Raw genomic sequence first — 16799 nt, 5'->3', positions numbered from 1 at the left:
CGGCAAACACAGCTTTTTTATTTTGCATTTTCACCCCGTTATCGGTATAAAACGCCGCGCGCGGCTCATTAAAAAAGCGCACGGCCGAAACGCTGTGTCGCCACTTCCAGCCGGGTTAAGCAGTGAATTTAATGGCTTTGGCTTGTCGCGGGTCTTAACGGCTTGCGTGGAGGTGATAAGAGATAATGAAGCGCTGTTTTCTACAGGACCTGTCGCGTCGTTCTGACGTGCGTTTATTCCCCGCAACCTGCATTTCGAATCTGCAAACCTGGCGATGTTATACCCATTTCGGTGCTTCTCAGGACTCCAGGGCCGGTAAGGCATTGTGATAACTGAACAAGGGCTCTCCTGTTAAATCAGGGGTTTTCTCGTGGTTTCGCCGGGCTGTCATACTCGAGTCCCGATACGTGTTTACAATGATATGAATAAGAAACCGGTCGCACAGTCGGTGCTTCAGCATATTGCGCTGAAAAGTCGGACTGTTTATGGGTTGTTATCGCTATGTGTCACTGCGATAGTAGTCAACTATTTTATCCTTATGCATTCTCGCGCTGCCGCCATTGGGCGTCGTGACGTGCACACGGTATACACTTTCATCTATTGAGGTTTGCTATGTCTGACGACATGTCTTCGGTTTCGCCTTCGTCAGCGGGCGAACAAGGTGTACTACGTTCCATGCAGGAGGTTGCGATGAGCTCCCAGGAAGCCAGCAAGATGCTTCGTACTTATAACATTGCCTGGTGGGGCAATAATTACTACGACGTCAACGAGCTGGGCCATATCAGCGTTTGCCCGGATCCGGATGTCCCCCATGCCCGTGTCGACCTGGCGCAGCTGGTGAAAGCGCGTGAAGCGCAGGGGCAACGTCTGCCCGCGCTATTCTGTTTCCCGCAGATCCTGCAACATCGTCTGCGTTCGATTAACGCCGCTTTCAAACGCGCGCGTGAATCTTACGGTTACAACGGTGACTATTTCCTGGTTTACCCAATCAAGGTGAACCAGCATCGCCGCGTGATTGAGTCCCTGATCCATTCCGGCGAACCGCTGGGACTGGAAGCGGGTTCAAAAGCGGAGCTGATGGCGGTACTGGCGCATGCGGGCATGACCCGTTCGGTGATTGTGTGTAATGGCTATAAAGACCGTGAATACATTCGCCTCGCGCTGATTGGCGAAAAGATGGGCCATAAGGTCTATCTGGTGATTGAGAAAATGACCGAAATCGCCATCGTGCTGGAAGAAGCAGAACGCCTGAACGTGGTACCGCGTCTAGGCGTGCGTGCGCGTCTGGCATCGCAAGGCTCCGGGAAATGGCAGTCCTCCGGCGGCGAGAAATCAAAATTTGGTCTGGCGGCAACCCAGGTTCTGCAACTGGTGGAAATGCTGCGCGAGCGCGGGCGTCTGGATAGCATCCAGTTGCTGCATTTCCATCTTGGTTCGCAGATGGCGAACATTCGCGATATCGCCACTGGCGTGCGCGAGTCAGCGCGTTTCTATGTTGAGTTGCATAAGCTTGGCGTCAATATTCAGTGCTTCGACGTGGGCGGTGGCCTGGGTGTGGACTATGAAGGTACGCGTTCCCAGTCAGATTGTTCCGTGAACTATGGCCTGAACGAATATGCCAACAACATCATTTGGGCGATTGGCGATGCCTGTGAAGAGCACGGCCTGCCGCACCCGACGGTGATCACCGAGTCTGGCCGCGCGGTGACCGCGCACCATACCGTGCTGGTTTCTAACATTATTGGCGTTGAGCGTAACGAATACACGCCAGCGATCCCTCCGGCCGAAGACGCGCCGCGCGCGTTGCAGAGCATGTGGGAAACCTGGCAGGAGATGCATGAGCCGGGTACGCGCCGTTCACTGCGCGAGTGGCTGCATGACAGCCAGATGGATCTGCACGATATTCATGTCGGTTACTCTTCCGGCACGTTCAGTCTGCAAGAGCGTGCGTGGGCCGAACAGCTGTATCTGAATATGTGCCACGAAGTGCAAAAACAGCTCGATCCGAGCAACCGCGCGCATCGCCCGATTATTGATGAGTTGCAGGAGCGCATGGCGGACAAAATGTACGTCAACTTCTCACTGTTCCAGTCAATGCCGGATGCGTGGGGGATCGATCAGTTGTTCCCGGTTCTGCCGTTAGAAGGGTTGAACCACGCGCCGGAACGCCGTGCGGTGCTGCTGGATATTACGTGTGATTCCGATGGCGCTATCGATCACTACGTGGATGGCGACGGGATTGCGACGACCATGCCGATACCGGAATACGACCCGGAGAATCCGCCGATGCTGGGCTTCTTTATGGTCGGTGCTTACCAGGAGATCCTCGGTAACATGCATAACCTGTTCGGCGATACTGAAGCGGTTAACGTATTTGTCTTCCCGGATGGCAGCGTTGAAGTGGAGCTTTCTGATGAAGGCGACACTGTGGCGGATATGTTGCAGTACGTGCAGCTCGATCCGAAAACGCTGCTGACGCAGTTCCGCGATCAGGTGAAACAGACCGGGCTCGATGAGACGCTGCAACAGCAGTTCCTCGAAGAGTTCGAAGCCGGGCTTTACGGCTACACCTATCTGGAAGATGAGTAACGCAATTTATAGCGTCTGACCGGTAACGAACGAAATCCCTTCCTCGCCAGCACGGCGCGGAGGGGATTTTTTTATCAGCAGGTCAAGCTGCTCTTCTGGTGGAGGCCGACTTTATATTGGCGGGATAACACGCCATTGTAACCGCTGACAACATCCTTCCGGGTAACCGGGAAAACACGCGTGTTGTAAACTATTCAACGCGTTGCAATCCGTTCGAACACTTTGGTAATTGAAGCGTTTTATTCGCTGTGCTTTTTTCAGGTGAAACAAAAAGGGAGGCAAGATTGCCTCCCAATGGCTTATTTAATGCCATCTGCCGCCATGCGATCGCGGATATGCTGCGCACGTTCAGCCGAGGCGGGGTGATCGTCAAACATTGAACTCTGACGGCCTTCCTCCATCTTCGCCAGTTTTTCGAAGCTGGTGGCTAACCCGGCTGGGTTGATACCGCGTTTGCGCAACAGGTCGTAAGAGTAGTCATCCGCTTCGGACTCCTGGCGCTGCGAGAACTGGGAGTTAACCAGTTGCTCGCCCAGTGCGCCAAGCTGCGACTGCGACAAGCTGCCCACAATCCCGCCTGCGGAGGCCGCCGCCGCGCGCACCGCATTGGTGCCGAGTGCAACCTGCATGCCTTTCTTCACATGGCCAAGCGCCACGTGACCCATTTCGTGGCCAATCACCGCTTCAACTTCGTTATCGGTCATCATGTCCATTAACGCGCTGTAGACGCGGATGCAGCCATTCGCCATGGCGAAGGCGTTAACATCTTTTGCCACGTAGACTTTGTAGTTCACGGGCTGGCCATTGATGTTGTCACCCAGAGCGGTGGCAATTTTATTCAAACGCTGTGTATACGGGCTGCTGGCCGGTGCGATGGTCGCTTTGCTGTCCATCTGTTTACAGGCGTCATCGCTTAGCGCTTTTACCTGCGCGTCGCTCAACGTGTAGGCCTGGAACGCTTCCGCTCCTGAGCTAAGAAAACCGTTGGAGTTCATGTTCTGACACCCGGCAAGCAGGGTAGTCATTCCCAGGGCAAAAAGGGCTGGGCGAATTTTCATTTGTTCTCTTCCGCAATAATTGGATAGCTATTCTGTTCATACACAGGTTCAGGCGAACCGGTGGTGAGCTTAAGTATAAGGAACAGAACAGAAGGCGGGCGAGGAGATTGCGCAACATGCGAGCAGCTTCCAGAGATTTCTGAATCGGCAAAAGGATGCTCCATGTACATGACTTGTCGCTTGGGTTACATTGTTGGCACTTTTTTCCGGCGTAGCCCAAAACGCGCTGTCGTCAAGTCGTTACGGGAACAGCCCTTAACAGTCCGATCTGGAGTCAAAATGTCCTCACGTAAAGAGCTTGCTAATGCTATTCGTGCGCTGAGCATGGACGCGGTACAGAAAGCCAAATCCGGTCACCCGGGAGCCCCGATGGGGATGGCCGATATCGCCGAAGTGCTGTGGCGTGATTTTCTGAACCATAACCCGACAAATCCGGCCTGGGCTGACCGTGACCGCTTTGTGCTGTCCAATGGCCACGGCTCAATGCTGATTTACAGCCTGCTGCACCTCACCGGCTACGATCTGCCGATGTCTGAACTGCAGAATTTCCGTCAGCTGCACTCAAAAACGCCGGGCCATCCGGAAGTGGGCTACACCGTCGGTGTTGAAACCACTACCGGCCCACTGGGCCAGGGCATTGCCAACGCTGTAGGTATGGCGATTGCTGAGAAAACCCTCGCCGCGCAGTTCAACCGCCCGGGTCATGACATTGTTGACCACTTCACCTACGCCTTTATGGGCGACGGCTGCATGATGGAAGGCATCTCCCACGAAGTCTGCTCGCTGGCTGGTACGCTGAAGCTGGGCAAACTGGTGGCGTTCTATGATGACAACGGCATTTCCATTGATGGTCACGTGGAAGGCTGGTTTACCGACGATACGGCGAAACGCTTTGAAGCCTATGGCTGGCATGTGGTTCGTGGCATTGACGGTCATAACGCTGATGCCATCAAACGCGCCGTTGAAGAAGCACGCAGCGTGACGGATAAACCGTCTCTGCTGATGTGCAAAACTATCATCGGTTTCGGTTCGCCGAACAAAGCCGGTACCCACGACTCCCACGGTGCGCCGCTGGGCGACGCGGAAATCGCGCTGACCCGTGAGCAGCTTGGCTGGAAATACGCACCGTTTGAAATCCCGTCTGAAATCTATGCTCAGTGGGATGCAAAAGAAGCAGGCAAGGCGAAAGAAGCGGCGTGGAACGATAAGTTCGCTGCTTACGCGAAAGCCTTCCCGCAGGAAGCGGCTGAATTCACCCGCCGTATGAAAGGCGAGTTGCCGTCTGATTTCGACGCTAAAGCGCAGGCCTTTGTTGAAAAGCTGCAGGCCAATCCGGCGAAAATCGCCAGCCGTAAAGCCTCTCAAAATGCTATCGAAGCTTTCGGCCCGCTGTTGCCGGAATTCCTCGGCGGTTCCGCTGACCTGGCTCCTTCGAACCTGACTATCTGGTCCGGTTCGAAAGCGATTAACGAAGATACTGCGGGTAACTACATTCACTACGGCGTGCGCGAGTTCGGCATGACCGCGATTGCCAACGGTATCGCTCTGCACGGCGGCTTCCTGCCATACACCTCTACCTTCCTGATGTTTGTTGAATATGCACGTAATGCGGTGCGTATGGCGGCGTTGATGAAACAGCGTCAGGTGCTGGTTTACACCCACGACTCGATTGGTCTGGGCGAAGACGGCCCGACTCACCAGCCGGTAGAGCAGGTTGCTTCTCTGCGCGTTACGCCGAACGTTAGCACCTGGCGTCCATGTGATCAGGTAGAATCTGCGGTGGCATGGAAATACGGGGTTGAGCGCCATGATGGCCCGACTGTGCTGATCCTCTCCCGCCAGAATCTGGCCCAACAGGAGCGTACCGCACAGCAGCTGGCAGATATTGCCCGCGGTGCGTACGTCCTGAAAGATTGCGCGGGTCAGCCGCAACTGATCCTGATTGCCACTGGCTCAGAAGTGGAACTGGCCGTATCGGCGTGGGAAAAACTCTCTGCCGAAGGCGTGAAGGCGCGCGTAGTGTCTATGCCGTCCACCGACGCGTTCGACAAGCAGGATGCGGCTTACCGTGAATCCGTACTACCGAAAGCCGTCTCCGCACGCGTGGCGATTGAAGCCGGTATTGCTGACTTCTGGTATAAATACGTCGGTCTGAACGGCGCTATCGTCGGTATGACCACCTTTGGTGAATCAGCTCCGGCGGAGTTGCTGTTTGAAGAGTTTGGCTTCACTGTCGACAATGTTGTAGCAAAAGCGAAAGCACTGCTGTAATCCCCCTCTGGCCCGGCGGCGAAATGCCTGCCGGGCCAGCACAAACATGTCATTCCAGATGGCATCGATGTCTTATTAAAGCTACAGATTTGCAGGCCCGCTAAACATACCGTCATCCCTCCATATCAATCCATCAATCAGCCATGCCTCTGCTTTAGTTTCTTCAGCCGCTTACTACCCGTTTAGCCCTCTCTTCACAGTACGCCTTATACGCCGTTGATTTATGTATAAAAAATATACTGGATATTTATACAGTGTGTCGTATAATAATTCTACAAATTATCCAAGGTGAGTGTGTAAGGAGTGAACCTATGGTAATCCCTGGTGAAAATTTCAGTTCGCAACATGTTCTGGTGACAATCAGCAGCCGCGAAATCGCAAAATTAACAGGCCTGACTCACACCGAAGTGAAACGGATGGTGAAAAGCCTGGAAACTGCGCAACGGCTCTCCCAGCCGGTGAATGAGCATATGTATGAGCGAGAAGGTGAGATGCGACAGGAGTTTTTGCTTAATAAGCGAGACTCGCTGCTGACAGTTTCACGCCTCTCGCCGGGCTTTACAGCAGAAATGCTCGATCGCTGGCAGGAGAAAGAGACGCTTATCAGCCTGCCTGATTTTACTAATCCGGCAGCCGCTGCGCGCGCGTGGGCCGAACAGTATGAAAAGCGTCAGCGTGCAGAAGCACTGCTTGCCCTTTCTGCCCCAAAAGCGGAGTTCTTTGACCGGTATGTCAGGGTTGAAGAGTCGCTTGGTTTCCGTCAGCTTTGTAAGATGCTCCGGGTGAAGGAATCTCAGTTCCGGAACTTTTTGCTTGAACGCAACATTATGCAGCGCGTCGACGGTACGCTGATGCCGCCGCAATACCATATTGATGCGGGCTACTTTACCGTCCATGGCGGCGTAGGGGAAAACAAGCGTAGCTGGTCTCAGGCGCGTTTCACCGCTAAGGGTGTAAAATGGGTTGCTGATTTGTGGGCTAAACAGCTCTCTTCGCTGCCGGTGGAGATGCCGCGCGCAGAGCGTACCGAAGCCATCACGCCGGAACGTAGCTGGTTTTAATCATCATCATTAAAGTGCTTTGCCGGAATCAACCTTCCTCAATCAACACATCACGCAGGGATGCTTTGTTGCGCTTGTTTCCCCCTTTTGTAAATTCTCAGTCTCACGAACGAACCCTCTGTGTGCACCAATTATTCCAATGAAAATGTGATGCAGGTCAGATTACTGGCGAAACCGTCTGGACAATCATTCCTTTTATTCCAGGTTTCGCTTATTCTAGCTGAAGCGTTTCAGTCGACTAAATGTTCGACAAATAATCAAACAGACGCAGTTTAAGCAGGCGAGGATTCCCCTTCTGTGGTTGCTGGATTACTCTGTCATCCACTTCAGGCTGGCTAGCCTTGCAGGAGAGTTATGACCGTACGCATAGCGATTAATGGTTTCGGTCGCATTGGACGCAACGTGGTTCGTGCTTTGTATGAATCCGGGCGTCGGGCGGAAATCACCGTGGTGGCAATCAACGAACTGGCCGATGCCGTTGGCATGGCGCATTTGTTGAAATATGACACCAGCCATGGGCGTTTCGCATGGGATGTTCGCCATGAACGTGAACAGCTGATTGTCGGCGACGATGTTATTCGCATCCTGCATGAGCGTGCTATTGACACGCTGCCCTGGCGCGAGTTGGGCGTGGATGTGGTACTCGACTGTACAGGCGTGTACGGCAACCGTGACGATGGCGCGGCACATCTGGCGGCGGGCGCGAAAAAAGTGCTCTTTTCCCATCCTGGTAGCCACGATCTTGATGCAACGATTGTTTTCGGCGTTAACCAAAACACGCTGCGAGCCGACGACTTGCTGGTTTCTAACGCGTCCTGTACGACGAACTGTATTATTCCGGTCATAAAACTACTCGACGATGCGTATGGCATTGAGTCAGGAACCGTGACAACGATTCACTCAGCGATGCACGACCAGCAAGTGATTGACGCCTATCATCCCGATTTGCGGCGTACGCGCGCAGCCAGTCAGTCCATCATCCCGGTGGATACAAAACTGGCGGCAGGCATCTCGAGAATTTTCCCGCAGTTTAATGACAGATTTGAAGCGATAGCGGTACGCGTGCCGACGATTAATGTCACCGCTATCGATCTGAGTGTAACGGTGAAGAAACCGGTAAAAGCCAGTGAAGTCAATGTGTTGCTGCAAAAAGCAGCGCAGGGAACATTTCATGGTATAGTTGATTATACGGAATTACCGTTGGTTTCAACCGATTTTAACCACGATCCGCACAGTGCCATTGTTGATGGCACGCAGACACGGGTCAGTGGCGCGCACCTGATTAAAACCCTGGTATGGTGCGATAACGAATGGGGCTTTGCTAACCGAATGCTCGACACGACGTTAGCAATGGCGGCTATTGGTTTCAGGTAGGGCGCAACAGCGCTCGCAAAACTTTAAGAATCATTGAGAGGATTCACCATGTCTGTAATTAAGATGACCGATCTGGATCTGGCTGGTAAACGCGTTTTCATCCGTGCTGATCTGAACGTGCCGGTTAAAGATGGCAAAGTGACCAGCGACGCGCGTATTCGTGCTTCTCTGCCGACCATTGAACTGGCGCTGAAGCAGGGTGCGAAAGTGATGGTGACTTCCCACTTGGGTCGTCCGACCGAAGGCGAGTACAACGAAGAATTCTCTCTGCTGCCGGTTGTTAACTATCTGAAAGACAAACTGTCCAACCCGGTTCGCCTGGTTAAAGATTACCTGGACGGCGTTGAAGTTGCCGCAGGTGAACTGGTCGTTCTGGAAAACGTTCGCTTTAACAAAGGTGAAAAGAAAGACGACGAAGCACTGTCTAAAAAATACGCTGCACTGTGCGATGTGTTCGTGATGGACGCATTTGGTACTGCGCACCGCGCGCAGGCGTCTACGCATGGTATCGGTAAATTTGCTGATGTTGCTTGCGCAGGCCCGCTGCTGGCAGACGAACTGGAAGCACTGGGTAAAGCGCTGAAAGAACCGGCTCGTCCGATGGTTGCCATCGTTGGTGGCTCTAAAGTTTCCACTAAACTGACCGTTCTGGATTCTCTGTCAAAAATCGCTGACCAGCTGATTGTTGGCGGCGGCATTGCGAACACCTTCGTTGCTGCTCAAGGCCATAACGTTGGTAAATCCCTGTACGAAGCCGACCTGGTTGATGAAGCCAAACGCCTGCTCACTACTTGCGATATCCCGGTCCCGACAGATGTTCGCGTTGCGACAGAGTTCTCTGAAACCGCAACCGCGACCCTGAAATCTGTTTCTGACATCAAAGATGATGAGCAAATTCTGGATCTGGGCGACGTTTCTGCACAAAAACTGGCTGAAATCCTGAAAAACGCCAAAACTATTTTGTGGAACGGTCCGGTTGGCGTGTTTGAATTCCCGAACTTCCGTAAAGGTACCGAAATTGTGGCTAACGCGATTGCCGACAGCGACGCGTTCTCCATCGCAGGCGGCGGCGACACTCTGGCGGCGATTGACCTGTTTGGTATCTCTGACAAGATTTCCTACATCTCCACTGGCGGTGGCGCGTTCCTCGAATTTGTGGAAGGCAAAGTACTGCCGGCAGTAGCCATGCTCGAAGAGCGCGCTAAGAAGTAAGACATTCAAGGGCAGGGAAACCTGCCCTGTTTTCAGCGCGCTTTCGGGCTCGCTTTAATTCTCTACACAAAATCATTCAAGTTGCATCAAGGCGGCAACGGAGTGAATCATCAGGAACTGACTAAAATAAGTCTCTGATGTAAGCGAAGGCAGCCAGCGCCGAGTCAGCTTGAAGGATGATGTGTACAACGGCCGAAGATACAGGACTACGTAACATGTCTAAAATTTTTGATTTCGTAAAACCTGGCGTGATCACTGGTGATGACGTTCAGAAAGTGTTCCAGGTAGCTAAAGAAAACAACTTCGCTCTGCCTGCGGTTAACTGCGTGGGTACTGACTCCATCAACGCCGTTCTGGAAGCTGCAGCGAAAGTTAAAGCGCCTGTTATCGTTCAGTTCTCTAACGGTGGCGCAGCGTTCATCGCGGGTAAAGGTGTGAAAACCGACGTTCCGCAGGGCGCGGCAATTCTGGGTGCTATCTCTGGTGCGCATCACGTTCACCAGATGGCTGAGCACTACGGTGTGCCGGTTATTCTGCACACTGACCACTGCGCTAAAAAACTGCTGCCGTGGATCGACGGCCTGCTGGATGCGGGTGAAAAACACTTCGCCGCTACCGGTAAACCGCTGTTCTCTTCTCACATGATTGACCTGTCTGAAGAGTCTCTGGAAGAGAACATCGCGATCAGCTCCAAATACCTGGCGCGTATGGCCAAAATGGGCATGACGCTGGAAATCGAACTGGGTTGCACCGGTGGTGAAGAAGACGGCGTAGACAACAGCCACATGGACGCGTCTGCACTGTACACCCAGCCGGAAGACGTTGATTACGCGTACACCGAGCTGAACAAAATCAGCCCGCGTTTCACCATCGCCGCTTCCTTCGGTAACGTACACGGCGTGTACAAACCGGGTAACGTGAAACTGACCCCGACTATCCTGCGCGATTCTCAGGAATATGTTTCCAAAAAACATAACCTGCCGCACAACAGCCTGAACTTCGTATTCCACGGTGGTTCCGGTTCTTCCGCACAGGAAATCAAAGACTCCGTAAGCTATGGCGTTATCAAAATGAACATCGATACCGACACCCAGTGGGCAACCTGGGAAGGTATTCTGAAGTATTACAAAGAAAACGAAGGCTACCTGCAGGGCCAACTGGGCAACCCGAAAGGCGCAGACCAGCCGAACAAAAAATACTACGATCCGCGTGTATGGCTGCGTGCAGCGCAGTCCAGCATGGTGACTCGTCTGGAACAGGCTTTCAAAGAACTGAACGCGGTAGACGTTCTGTAATTTGCACTGCTTCTGTCTGAAAAGGCCCGCATTTTGCGGGCCTTTTTTATTGCGAATTCAATAGAATGCCTGCGAACACAAAATGTGATCAACTTGGCGAAATGGCGGCTTTATGCTTACCCTTTAGGAATATCTCCTTGCTGGAAGGGGTGGTTTTCCCGTTTTGGAACAACATAAGGAAGCACGAATGGAAGATCTTAACGTTGTCGACAGCATCAACGATGCAGGTTCGTGGCTGGTGAACAACCAGGCGCTGTTGTTGAGCTATGTCGTTAATATCGTGGCGGCTATCGCCATTATCATTGTCGGGATGATTGTGGCACGCATTGTCTCGAATACCGTCAACCGACTGATGGTGGCGCGACACATTGATGCCACGGTGGCGGATTTTCTTTCCGCACTGGTGCGCTACGCTATTATCGCGTTTACCTTGATTGCCGCTCTGGGGCGCGTTGGTGTGCAAACCGCCTCGGTGATCGCGGTTCTTGGTGCCGCCGGTCTGGCTATCGGTCTGGCGCTGCAAGGTTCGCTCTCTAACCTCGCTGCTGGTGTGCTGCTGGTGACTTTCCGTCCGTTCCGCTCTGGCGAGTATGTCGATCTGGGTGGCGTGGCCGGTACGGTATTGCAGGTGCAGATTTTCTCCACCACCATGCGCACTGTCGATGGGCGTATTGTGGTTATTCCGAACGGCAAAATTATCGCCGGGAATATCGTTAACTTCTCCCGCGAACCGGTGCGGCGCAACGAGTTCATCATTGGCGTGGCGTATGATTCTGATATTGATGAGGTGAAACGCATCCTGACTGAAATTATTCAGGCTGACGAACGCATTATCAAAGATCGTGAAATGACGGTACGCCTCAATGAATTGGGGCCTTCATCGATTAATTTTGTGGTACGCGTCTGGAGCAAGAGCAGCGATCTGCAAAACGTTTATTGGGATGTGCTGGAGCTTATCAAACGCCGTTTTGACGAAAATGGTATCAGTTTCCCGTACCCACAAATGGATGTGAATTTCAAACGCGTGAAAAATTCCACAGAACAGTAAACATCAAGGCCGGGGTTCCGGCCTTATTTGTGCTCTTCGCTATTAGAAGTGCTTATTAGTGATTAGTATTATCCATTTCATCTAATGATCATCCCGCGCTATAGTCAGCGCTCGCAACAACTCTGACGGAATCACTACGTGCTATCTTATTATTTTCAAGGCCTTATGCTTGGGGCTGCGTTGATCCTGCCGCTTGGGCCACAAAATGCCTTTGTCATGAATCAGGGCATCCGCAGGCAGTACCACATCATGACCGCGGCTCTTTGTACGCTCAGTGACGTATTACTGATTTGCGCGGGCATCTTCGGCGGGAGCGCATTGCTGATGCAGTCGCCGTGGCTGATGGCGCTGGTGACCTGGGGCGGCGTGGTGTTTCTACTGTGGTACGGCTTTGGCGCACTGAAAACGGCGTTCGGGAGCAACATTGAACTGGCGACTGCTGAAGCATTGCGGCAAGGGCGTTGGCGGATAGTCGCCACGATGCTGGCGGTTACCTGGTTGAATCCCCACGTTTACCTCGATACGTTTGTGGTGCTTGGCAGCCTGGGTGGTCAGCTTGATGCGGAGCCAAAACGCTGGTTTGCACTGGGCACGGTGAGCGCCTCCTTCCTGTGGTTTTTCAGCCTTGCTTTACTTGCTGCCTGGCTTGCGCCGCGTTTGCGCACGGCGCAAGCGCAGCGGGTGATTAACACCCTGGTGGGGGTGGTGATGTGGTTTATCGCTTTCCAGTTGGCGCGAGAAGGTGTGCGCCATATGCAGGGATTATTCAGTTAAGGTAAGTCCGATGGACAATTCACGCTTAGCCGCTAAGCTTGCTGCCAGGCGTCCTGCAATTCTGGGCGTAACAAAAGCACCATGGAGGAGCAACTGTGAAATTTAAAGTGATGGCCCTGGCGGCAATGGTCGGTTTCAGCGCGATGGCGGTACAGGCGAGCGAATTGCCGGACGGTCCGCATATTGTCACCTCGGGTACGGCAAGCGTGGACGCGACCCCGGACATCGCCACGCTGGCGATTGAGGTCAATGTCGCCGCGAAAGACGCTGCCTCAGCCAAAAAACAGGCCGATGACCGTGTTGCGCAATACCTTAGCTTTCTTGAGCAAAATGGCATTGCCCGGAAAGACATTAATTCTGCGAACTTACGCACGCAACCTGACTATGACTACCAGAACGGCAAAAGCATCCTGAAAGGCTACCGCGCAGTGCGTACTGTGGAAGTTACGCTGCGTGAGTTGGATAAACTTAATTCATTGCTGGATGGCGCGCTGAAAGCGGGGCTGAACGAAATTCGTTCTGTATCGCTGGGCGTTGCGCAACCGGAAACCTTTAAAGATAAAGCGCGTAAAGCGGCCATTGATGATGCGACGCGTCAAGCTCAGCAACTGGCAGCCGGTTTCAATGCCAAACTCGGCCCAATCTACAGCGTGCGCTACCATGTTTCCAACTATCAGCCGAGCCCGATGGTCCGCATGATGAAAGCGGATGCGCCAGAAGCCGCTTCCGCACAGGAAACCTATGAGCAACCGTCGATTCAGTTTGCTGATCAGGTAGATGTCGTGTTCCAACTGGAACCGACTCAGAGCCAGCCGCAGACAGCGGCACCGGCGAAGTAATGCTTTTCGCCCTCTCCCGGCCGGGAAGAGGGCGTTTTCTTAATCCTGCCTTAACACCCGATGCCCATATTCCAGCAACGCGTCCGTGACGTTGCGCATCATCCGGCTTTCCGGCGCAAAACGGTGCCAATACAGCATCCGGCGCTGTAGTAAACCGGGTGTGAGATCGATCAGATCGCCGCTGTTCAGCTCTTTTTCAATTTGCAGATGTGGGATCATGCAACAGGTCGTACCCTGGCGCGCCAGTTGTACAAACGCTTCGGAAGAGTTGACGATATGGCAAGGCACGCTGCCCGGCGGTAAATCGAAATACTGCTGTAAAAACGCCTGATGCATATCATCGAGATGATCAAACGCAACCGCCGGTGCTTTTAGCAGTGCGGAGCGGGTAACGCCATTCGGGAAATAGCGGTCAGCAAACGCTTTCGAACCGACAAACAGATAATCCAGCGCACCGAGTTGGTCGACCAGGCAACTCGGCAGCGCCTGCGGCTGAATACTCACTGCGCCAACCACTTCACCGCGACGCAAACGCTCCTGAGTGCGGGTTTCGTCTTCCACCTGCAGATTCAGGCGAATCGGCGAGTCGGCCAGTACCGGGGCTAATGCCGGCAACAGCCAGGTCGCCAGACTGTCGGCGTTGACCGCCAGTGATAACAGCAGCGGCGTGGAACCGGTTTGTTCGTCGCCAAGCCACTCTTCTTCCAGTAGCTCGACCTGGCGCAGCAACGCCAGCAGTTTTTGCCCCTGCTCTGTGGGGCGAGGTGGAACGGTGCGCACCAGCAGCGGCTGACCAAACATATTTTCCAGTTGCTTAATGCGCTGCGACACGGCGGACTGGGTAATACACAGCTTTTGTGCGGCACGTTCAAATCCGCGCTCACGAATAACCGCATCAAGCGCCTGTAATGTTCTGTAGTCCGGACGTTTCATTGCTCGGGCATTCTCCTGAAAAAATCGTATTCAGCACTATGACATAAATTTTTGTTCGGTACAGACGAAATTGGACGTCGCGTAATGTGACACTGGTCACAGGGACATTTAGGGTAACGCTGGTCTATAATGCGCCTGAAATTTCACACCACAGGCAAACGACCATGACGCAGGATGAACTCAAAAAAGCAGTGGGATGGGCAGCGCTTAAGTATGTCGAACCTGGCACCATTGTGGGTGTTGGCACGGGCTCTACCGCTGCACACTTTATTGACGCGCTGGGCACCATGAAAGGCCAGATCGAAGGCGCGGTTTCCAGCTCGGACGCGTCCACCGAGAAACTGAAAAGCCTTGGCATTACCGTATTCGATCTCAACGAGGTGGACCGTCTGGGCATCTATGTGGATGGCGCGGATGAAATTAACGGCCAGATGCAGATGATCAAAGGCGGCGGCGCGGCGCTGACGCGTGAAAAAATTATCGCCTCGGTGGCGGATAAATTCATCTGCATCGCGGATGCCTCCAAGCAGGTTGATATCCTCGGCAAGTTTCCATTGCCGGTGGAAGTGATTCCGATGGCGCGTAGCGCTGTTGCTCGCGAGCTGGTCAAGCTGGGCGGTCGCCCGGAATACCGGCAAAATGTGGTAACGGATAACGGCAACGTCATCCTGGACGTTTACGGTCTTGAGATCATCGACCCGATTGCGCTGGAAAACAGCATCAATGCGTTGCCAGGCGTAGTGACTGTAGGGTTGTTTGCTAACCGTGGCGCGGATGTGGCGCTGATCGGCACTGCTGACGGCGTGAAAACTATCGTGAAATGATCTGACAGGGAGGCGCTGGTCTCCCTGTAAAAAATCTGCAATGGGCAAATTTGGTGATATCTGTCACGCTTTCGCCCTTGCCTTGCGTTACCTGCCGCTTGCATCTTCATTCTTAGCATTTTTCTCTGCCATTTCCCGCTGTATGACATTTCTTCAGATGCCCGACGCAAACGTTCATATTGCTGCGATAGTTTTTTTTGATATGTTGACTAACGCGGATTGCAATCTGCACAACATCACAGTCAAGACAAAACAGGGTCGGGTAAATGGCAAAGGTATCACTGGAGAAAGACAAGATTAAATTTCTGCTCGTCGAAGGGGTGCACCAGAAAGCTCTGGATAGCCTTCGCGCTGCGGGTTACACCAACATTGAGTTTCACAAAGGCGCGCTGGATAGCGAGCAACTGAAAGAGTCTATCCGTGATGCCCACTTTATTGGCCTGCGATCCCGTACTCAACTGACTGAAGACATCATCGCTGCGGCGGAAAAGCTGGTGGCTATCGGTTGTTTCTGTATTGGTACCAACCAGGTGAATCTGGATGCAGCCGCGAAGCGTGGCATTCCGGTATTCAACGCGCCGTTCTCTAACACCCGTTCGGTGGCGGAGTTAGTAATTGGCGAACTGCTGTTGCTGATGCGCGGTATTCCTGAAGCGAACGCCAAAGCGCACCGTGGTATCTGGAATAAGCTGGCGGTTGGCTCATATGAAGCGCGCGGTAAAAAACTCGGTATTATCGGTTACGGTCATATTGGCACGCAGCTTGGTATTCTGGCGGAATCGCTGGGGATGCATGTCTATTTCTATGATATCGAAAGCAAATTGCCACTCGGCAATGCAACTCAGGTGCAACATCTCTCCGACTTGCTGAATATGAGCGATGTGGTGAGCCTGCATGTGCCAGAAAACGCTTCTACAAAAGATATGATCGGGCCAGAAGAGCTGGCGCTGATGAAGCCGGGCGCATTACTGATCAATGCCGCTCGCGGTACGGTGGTGGATATTCCGGCACTGTGTGATGCGCTGAAGCGTAAACATTTGGCGGGCGCGGCAATCGACGTGTTCCCGACTGAACCAGCGACCAACAGCGACCCGTTTAACTCCCCGCTGTGTGAATTCGATAACGTCCTGCTGACGCCGCACATTGGTGGTTCCACGCAGGAAGCGCAGGAAAACATCGGTCTGGAAGTGGCCGGTAAACTGATCAAGTACTCCGACAACGGTTCGACGCTTTCTGCGGTGAACTTCCCGGAAGTCTCTTTGCCGCTGCACGGTGGCCGTCGTTTGCTGCATATCCACGAAAACCGCCCTGGCGTTCTGACTGCACTCAACCAAATTTTCGCCAGTCAGAATATCAACATTGCCGCGCAGTACCTGCAAACCACGCCGTATATGGGTTATGTGGTTATTGATATTGAAGCGGATGAAGATGTGGCGCAGAAAGCGTTGCAGAGCATGAAAGCGATTCCGGGCACCATTCGTTCCCGTCTGCTGTTCTAAACGATGTTTTTTTCCTCTCCCG

Annotated in this window: 15 protein-coding genes; 13 read left to right on the top strand and 2 right to left on the bottom strand. The window is 53.2% G+C overall.

Features of this window, described 5'->3' with window-relative positions:
- Window positions 1-185: 185 nt before the first annotated feature.
- The 3 genes from E0L21_RS25525 (at window position 186) to speA (ending at window position 2589) form a co-directional block, all read left to right on the top strand.
- Complete coding sequence (locus E0L21_RS25525; protein WP_456237415.1) at window positions 186-329, top strand: hypothetical protein; 144 nt, start codon at window positions 186-188, stop codon at window positions 327-329.
- A gap of 92 nt (window positions 330-421) precedes the next feature.
- Window positions 422-604: an acid stress response protein YqgB gene (gene yqgB, locus E0L21_RS25475; protein WP_131408572.1), complete on the top strand. Its 183-nt coding sequence runs from the start codon at window positions 422-424 to the stop codon at window positions 602-604.
- A gap of 8 nt (window positions 605-612) precedes the next feature.
- Window positions 613-2589 carry a biosynthetic arginine decarboxylase gene (gene speA, locus E0L21_RS08700; protein WP_131408570.1) on the top strand — a complete coding sequence of 659 codons (1977 nt, stop codon included), beginning with the start codon at window positions 613-615 and terminating at the stop codon, window positions 2587-2589.
- Between the two features lie 299 nt (window positions 2590-2888).
- Here the strand turns inward: speA and loiP are convergent, their stop codons facing one another.
- The gene (gene loiP / locus E0L21_RS08695; protein ID WP_131408568.1) at window positions 2889-3647 is read right to left on the bottom strand and encodes a metalloprotease LoiP; all 759 of its coding nucleotides are present in this window, start codon (window positions 3645-3647) and stop codon (window positions 2889-2891) included.
- A 279-nt stretch (window positions 3648-3926) separates the two neighbouring features.
- Here loiP and tkt point away from each other — a divergent pair, with 279 nt between their 5' ends.
- The 8 genes from tkt to E0L21_RS08655 all read left to right on the top strand — a co-directional run bounded on the left by tkt (window position 3927) and on the right by E0L21_RS08655 (window position 13521).
- Window positions 3927-5918, top strand: coding sequence for a transketolase (gene tkt, locus E0L21_RS08690; RefSeq protein WP_131408566.1), 1992 nt, complete (start codon window positions 3927-3929; stop codon window positions 5916-5918).
- Between the two features lie 311 nt (window positions 5919-6229).
- The gene (locus tag E0L21_RS08685; protein ID WP_131408564.1) at window positions 6230-6979 is read left to right on the top strand and encodes a phage antirepressor KilAC domain-containing protein; all 750 of its coding nucleotides are present in this window, start codon (window positions 6230-6232) and stop codon (window positions 6977-6979) included.
- A 354-nt stretch (window positions 6980-7333) separates the two neighbouring features.
- On the top strand, window positions 7334-8353 hold the full coding sequence (gene epd / locus E0L21_RS08680) for an erythrose-4-phosphate dehydrogenase (RefSeq protein ID WP_131408562.1): 1020 nt from the start codon (window positions 7334-7336) through the stop codon (window positions 8351-8353).
- 48 nt (window positions 8354-8401) lie between these two features.
- Window positions 8402-9565, top strand: a complete 1164-nt coding sequence (gene pgk / locus E0L21_RS08675; protein WP_131408560.1) for a phosphoglycerate kinase — start codon at window positions 8402-8404, stop codon at window positions 9563-9565.
- A gap of 215 nt (window positions 9566-9780) precedes the next feature.
- Window positions 9781-10860 carry a class II fructose-bisphosphate aldolase gene (gene fbaA, locus E0L21_RS08670; RefSeq protein ID WP_131408558.1) on the top strand — a complete coding sequence of 360 codons (1080 nt, stop codon included), beginning with the start codon at window positions 9781-9783 and terminating at the stop codon, window positions 10858-10860.
- Window positions 10861-11047: 187 nt separating this feature from the next.
- Complete coding sequence (gene mscS, locus E0L21_RS08665; protein ID WP_131408556.1) at window positions 11048-11908, top strand: small-conductance mechanosensitive channel MscS; 861 nt, start codon at window positions 11048-11050, stop codon at window positions 11906-11908.
- Window positions 11909-12046: 138 nt separating this feature from the next.
- Window positions 12047-12682 (top strand): arginine exporter ArgO, encoded by a 636-nt coding sequence (argO, locus tag E0L21_RS08660; RefSeq protein WP_131408554.1) that lies wholly within the window; start codon window positions 12047-12049, stop codon window positions 12680-12682.
- A gap of 95 nt (window positions 12683-12777) precedes the next feature.
- Window positions 12778-13521 (top strand): oxidative stress defense protein, encoded by a 744-nt coding sequence (locus E0L21_RS08655; RefSeq protein ID WP_131408552.1) that lies wholly within the window; start codon window positions 12778-12780, stop codon window positions 13519-13521.
- 39 nt (window positions 13522-13560) lie between these two features.
- On the opposite strand, the gene argP is transcribed toward E0L21_RS08655, so the two are convergent.
- Window positions 13561-14454: a DNA-binding transcriptional regulator ArgP gene (argP, locus tag E0L21_RS08650; protein ID WP_131408550.1), complete on the bottom strand. Its 894-nt coding sequence runs from the start codon at window positions 14452-14454 to the stop codon at window positions 13561-13563.
- A 164-nt stretch (window positions 14455-14618) separates the two neighbouring features.
- Here argP and rpiA point away from each other — a divergent pair, with 164 nt between their 5' ends.
- Both rpiA and serA read left to right on the top strand, forming a co-directional pair.
- Window positions 14619-15278 carry a ribose-5-phosphate isomerase RpiA gene (gene rpiA / locus E0L21_RS08645; RefSeq protein ID WP_020455150.1) on the top strand — a complete coding sequence of 220 codons (660 nt, stop codon included), beginning with the start codon at window positions 14619-14621 and terminating at the stop codon, window positions 15276-15278.
- Between the two features lie 266 nt (window positions 15279-15544).
- Window positions 15545-16777, top strand: a complete 1233-nt coding sequence (gene serA, locus E0L21_RS08640; protein WP_131408548.1) for a phosphoglycerate dehydrogenase — start codon at window positions 15545-15547, stop codon at window positions 16775-16777.
- Window positions 16778-16799: the final 22 nt, after the last annotated feature.

The organism is Kosakonia quasisacchari (assembly GCF_004331415.1).
In the GTDB taxonomy this organism is placed as follows: Bacteria; Pseudomonadota; Gammaproteobacteria; order Enterobacterales; family Enterobacteriaceae; genus Kosakonia; species Kosakonia quasisacchari.
This window is presented reverse-complemented; position numbering and strand designations above follow the sequence as displayed.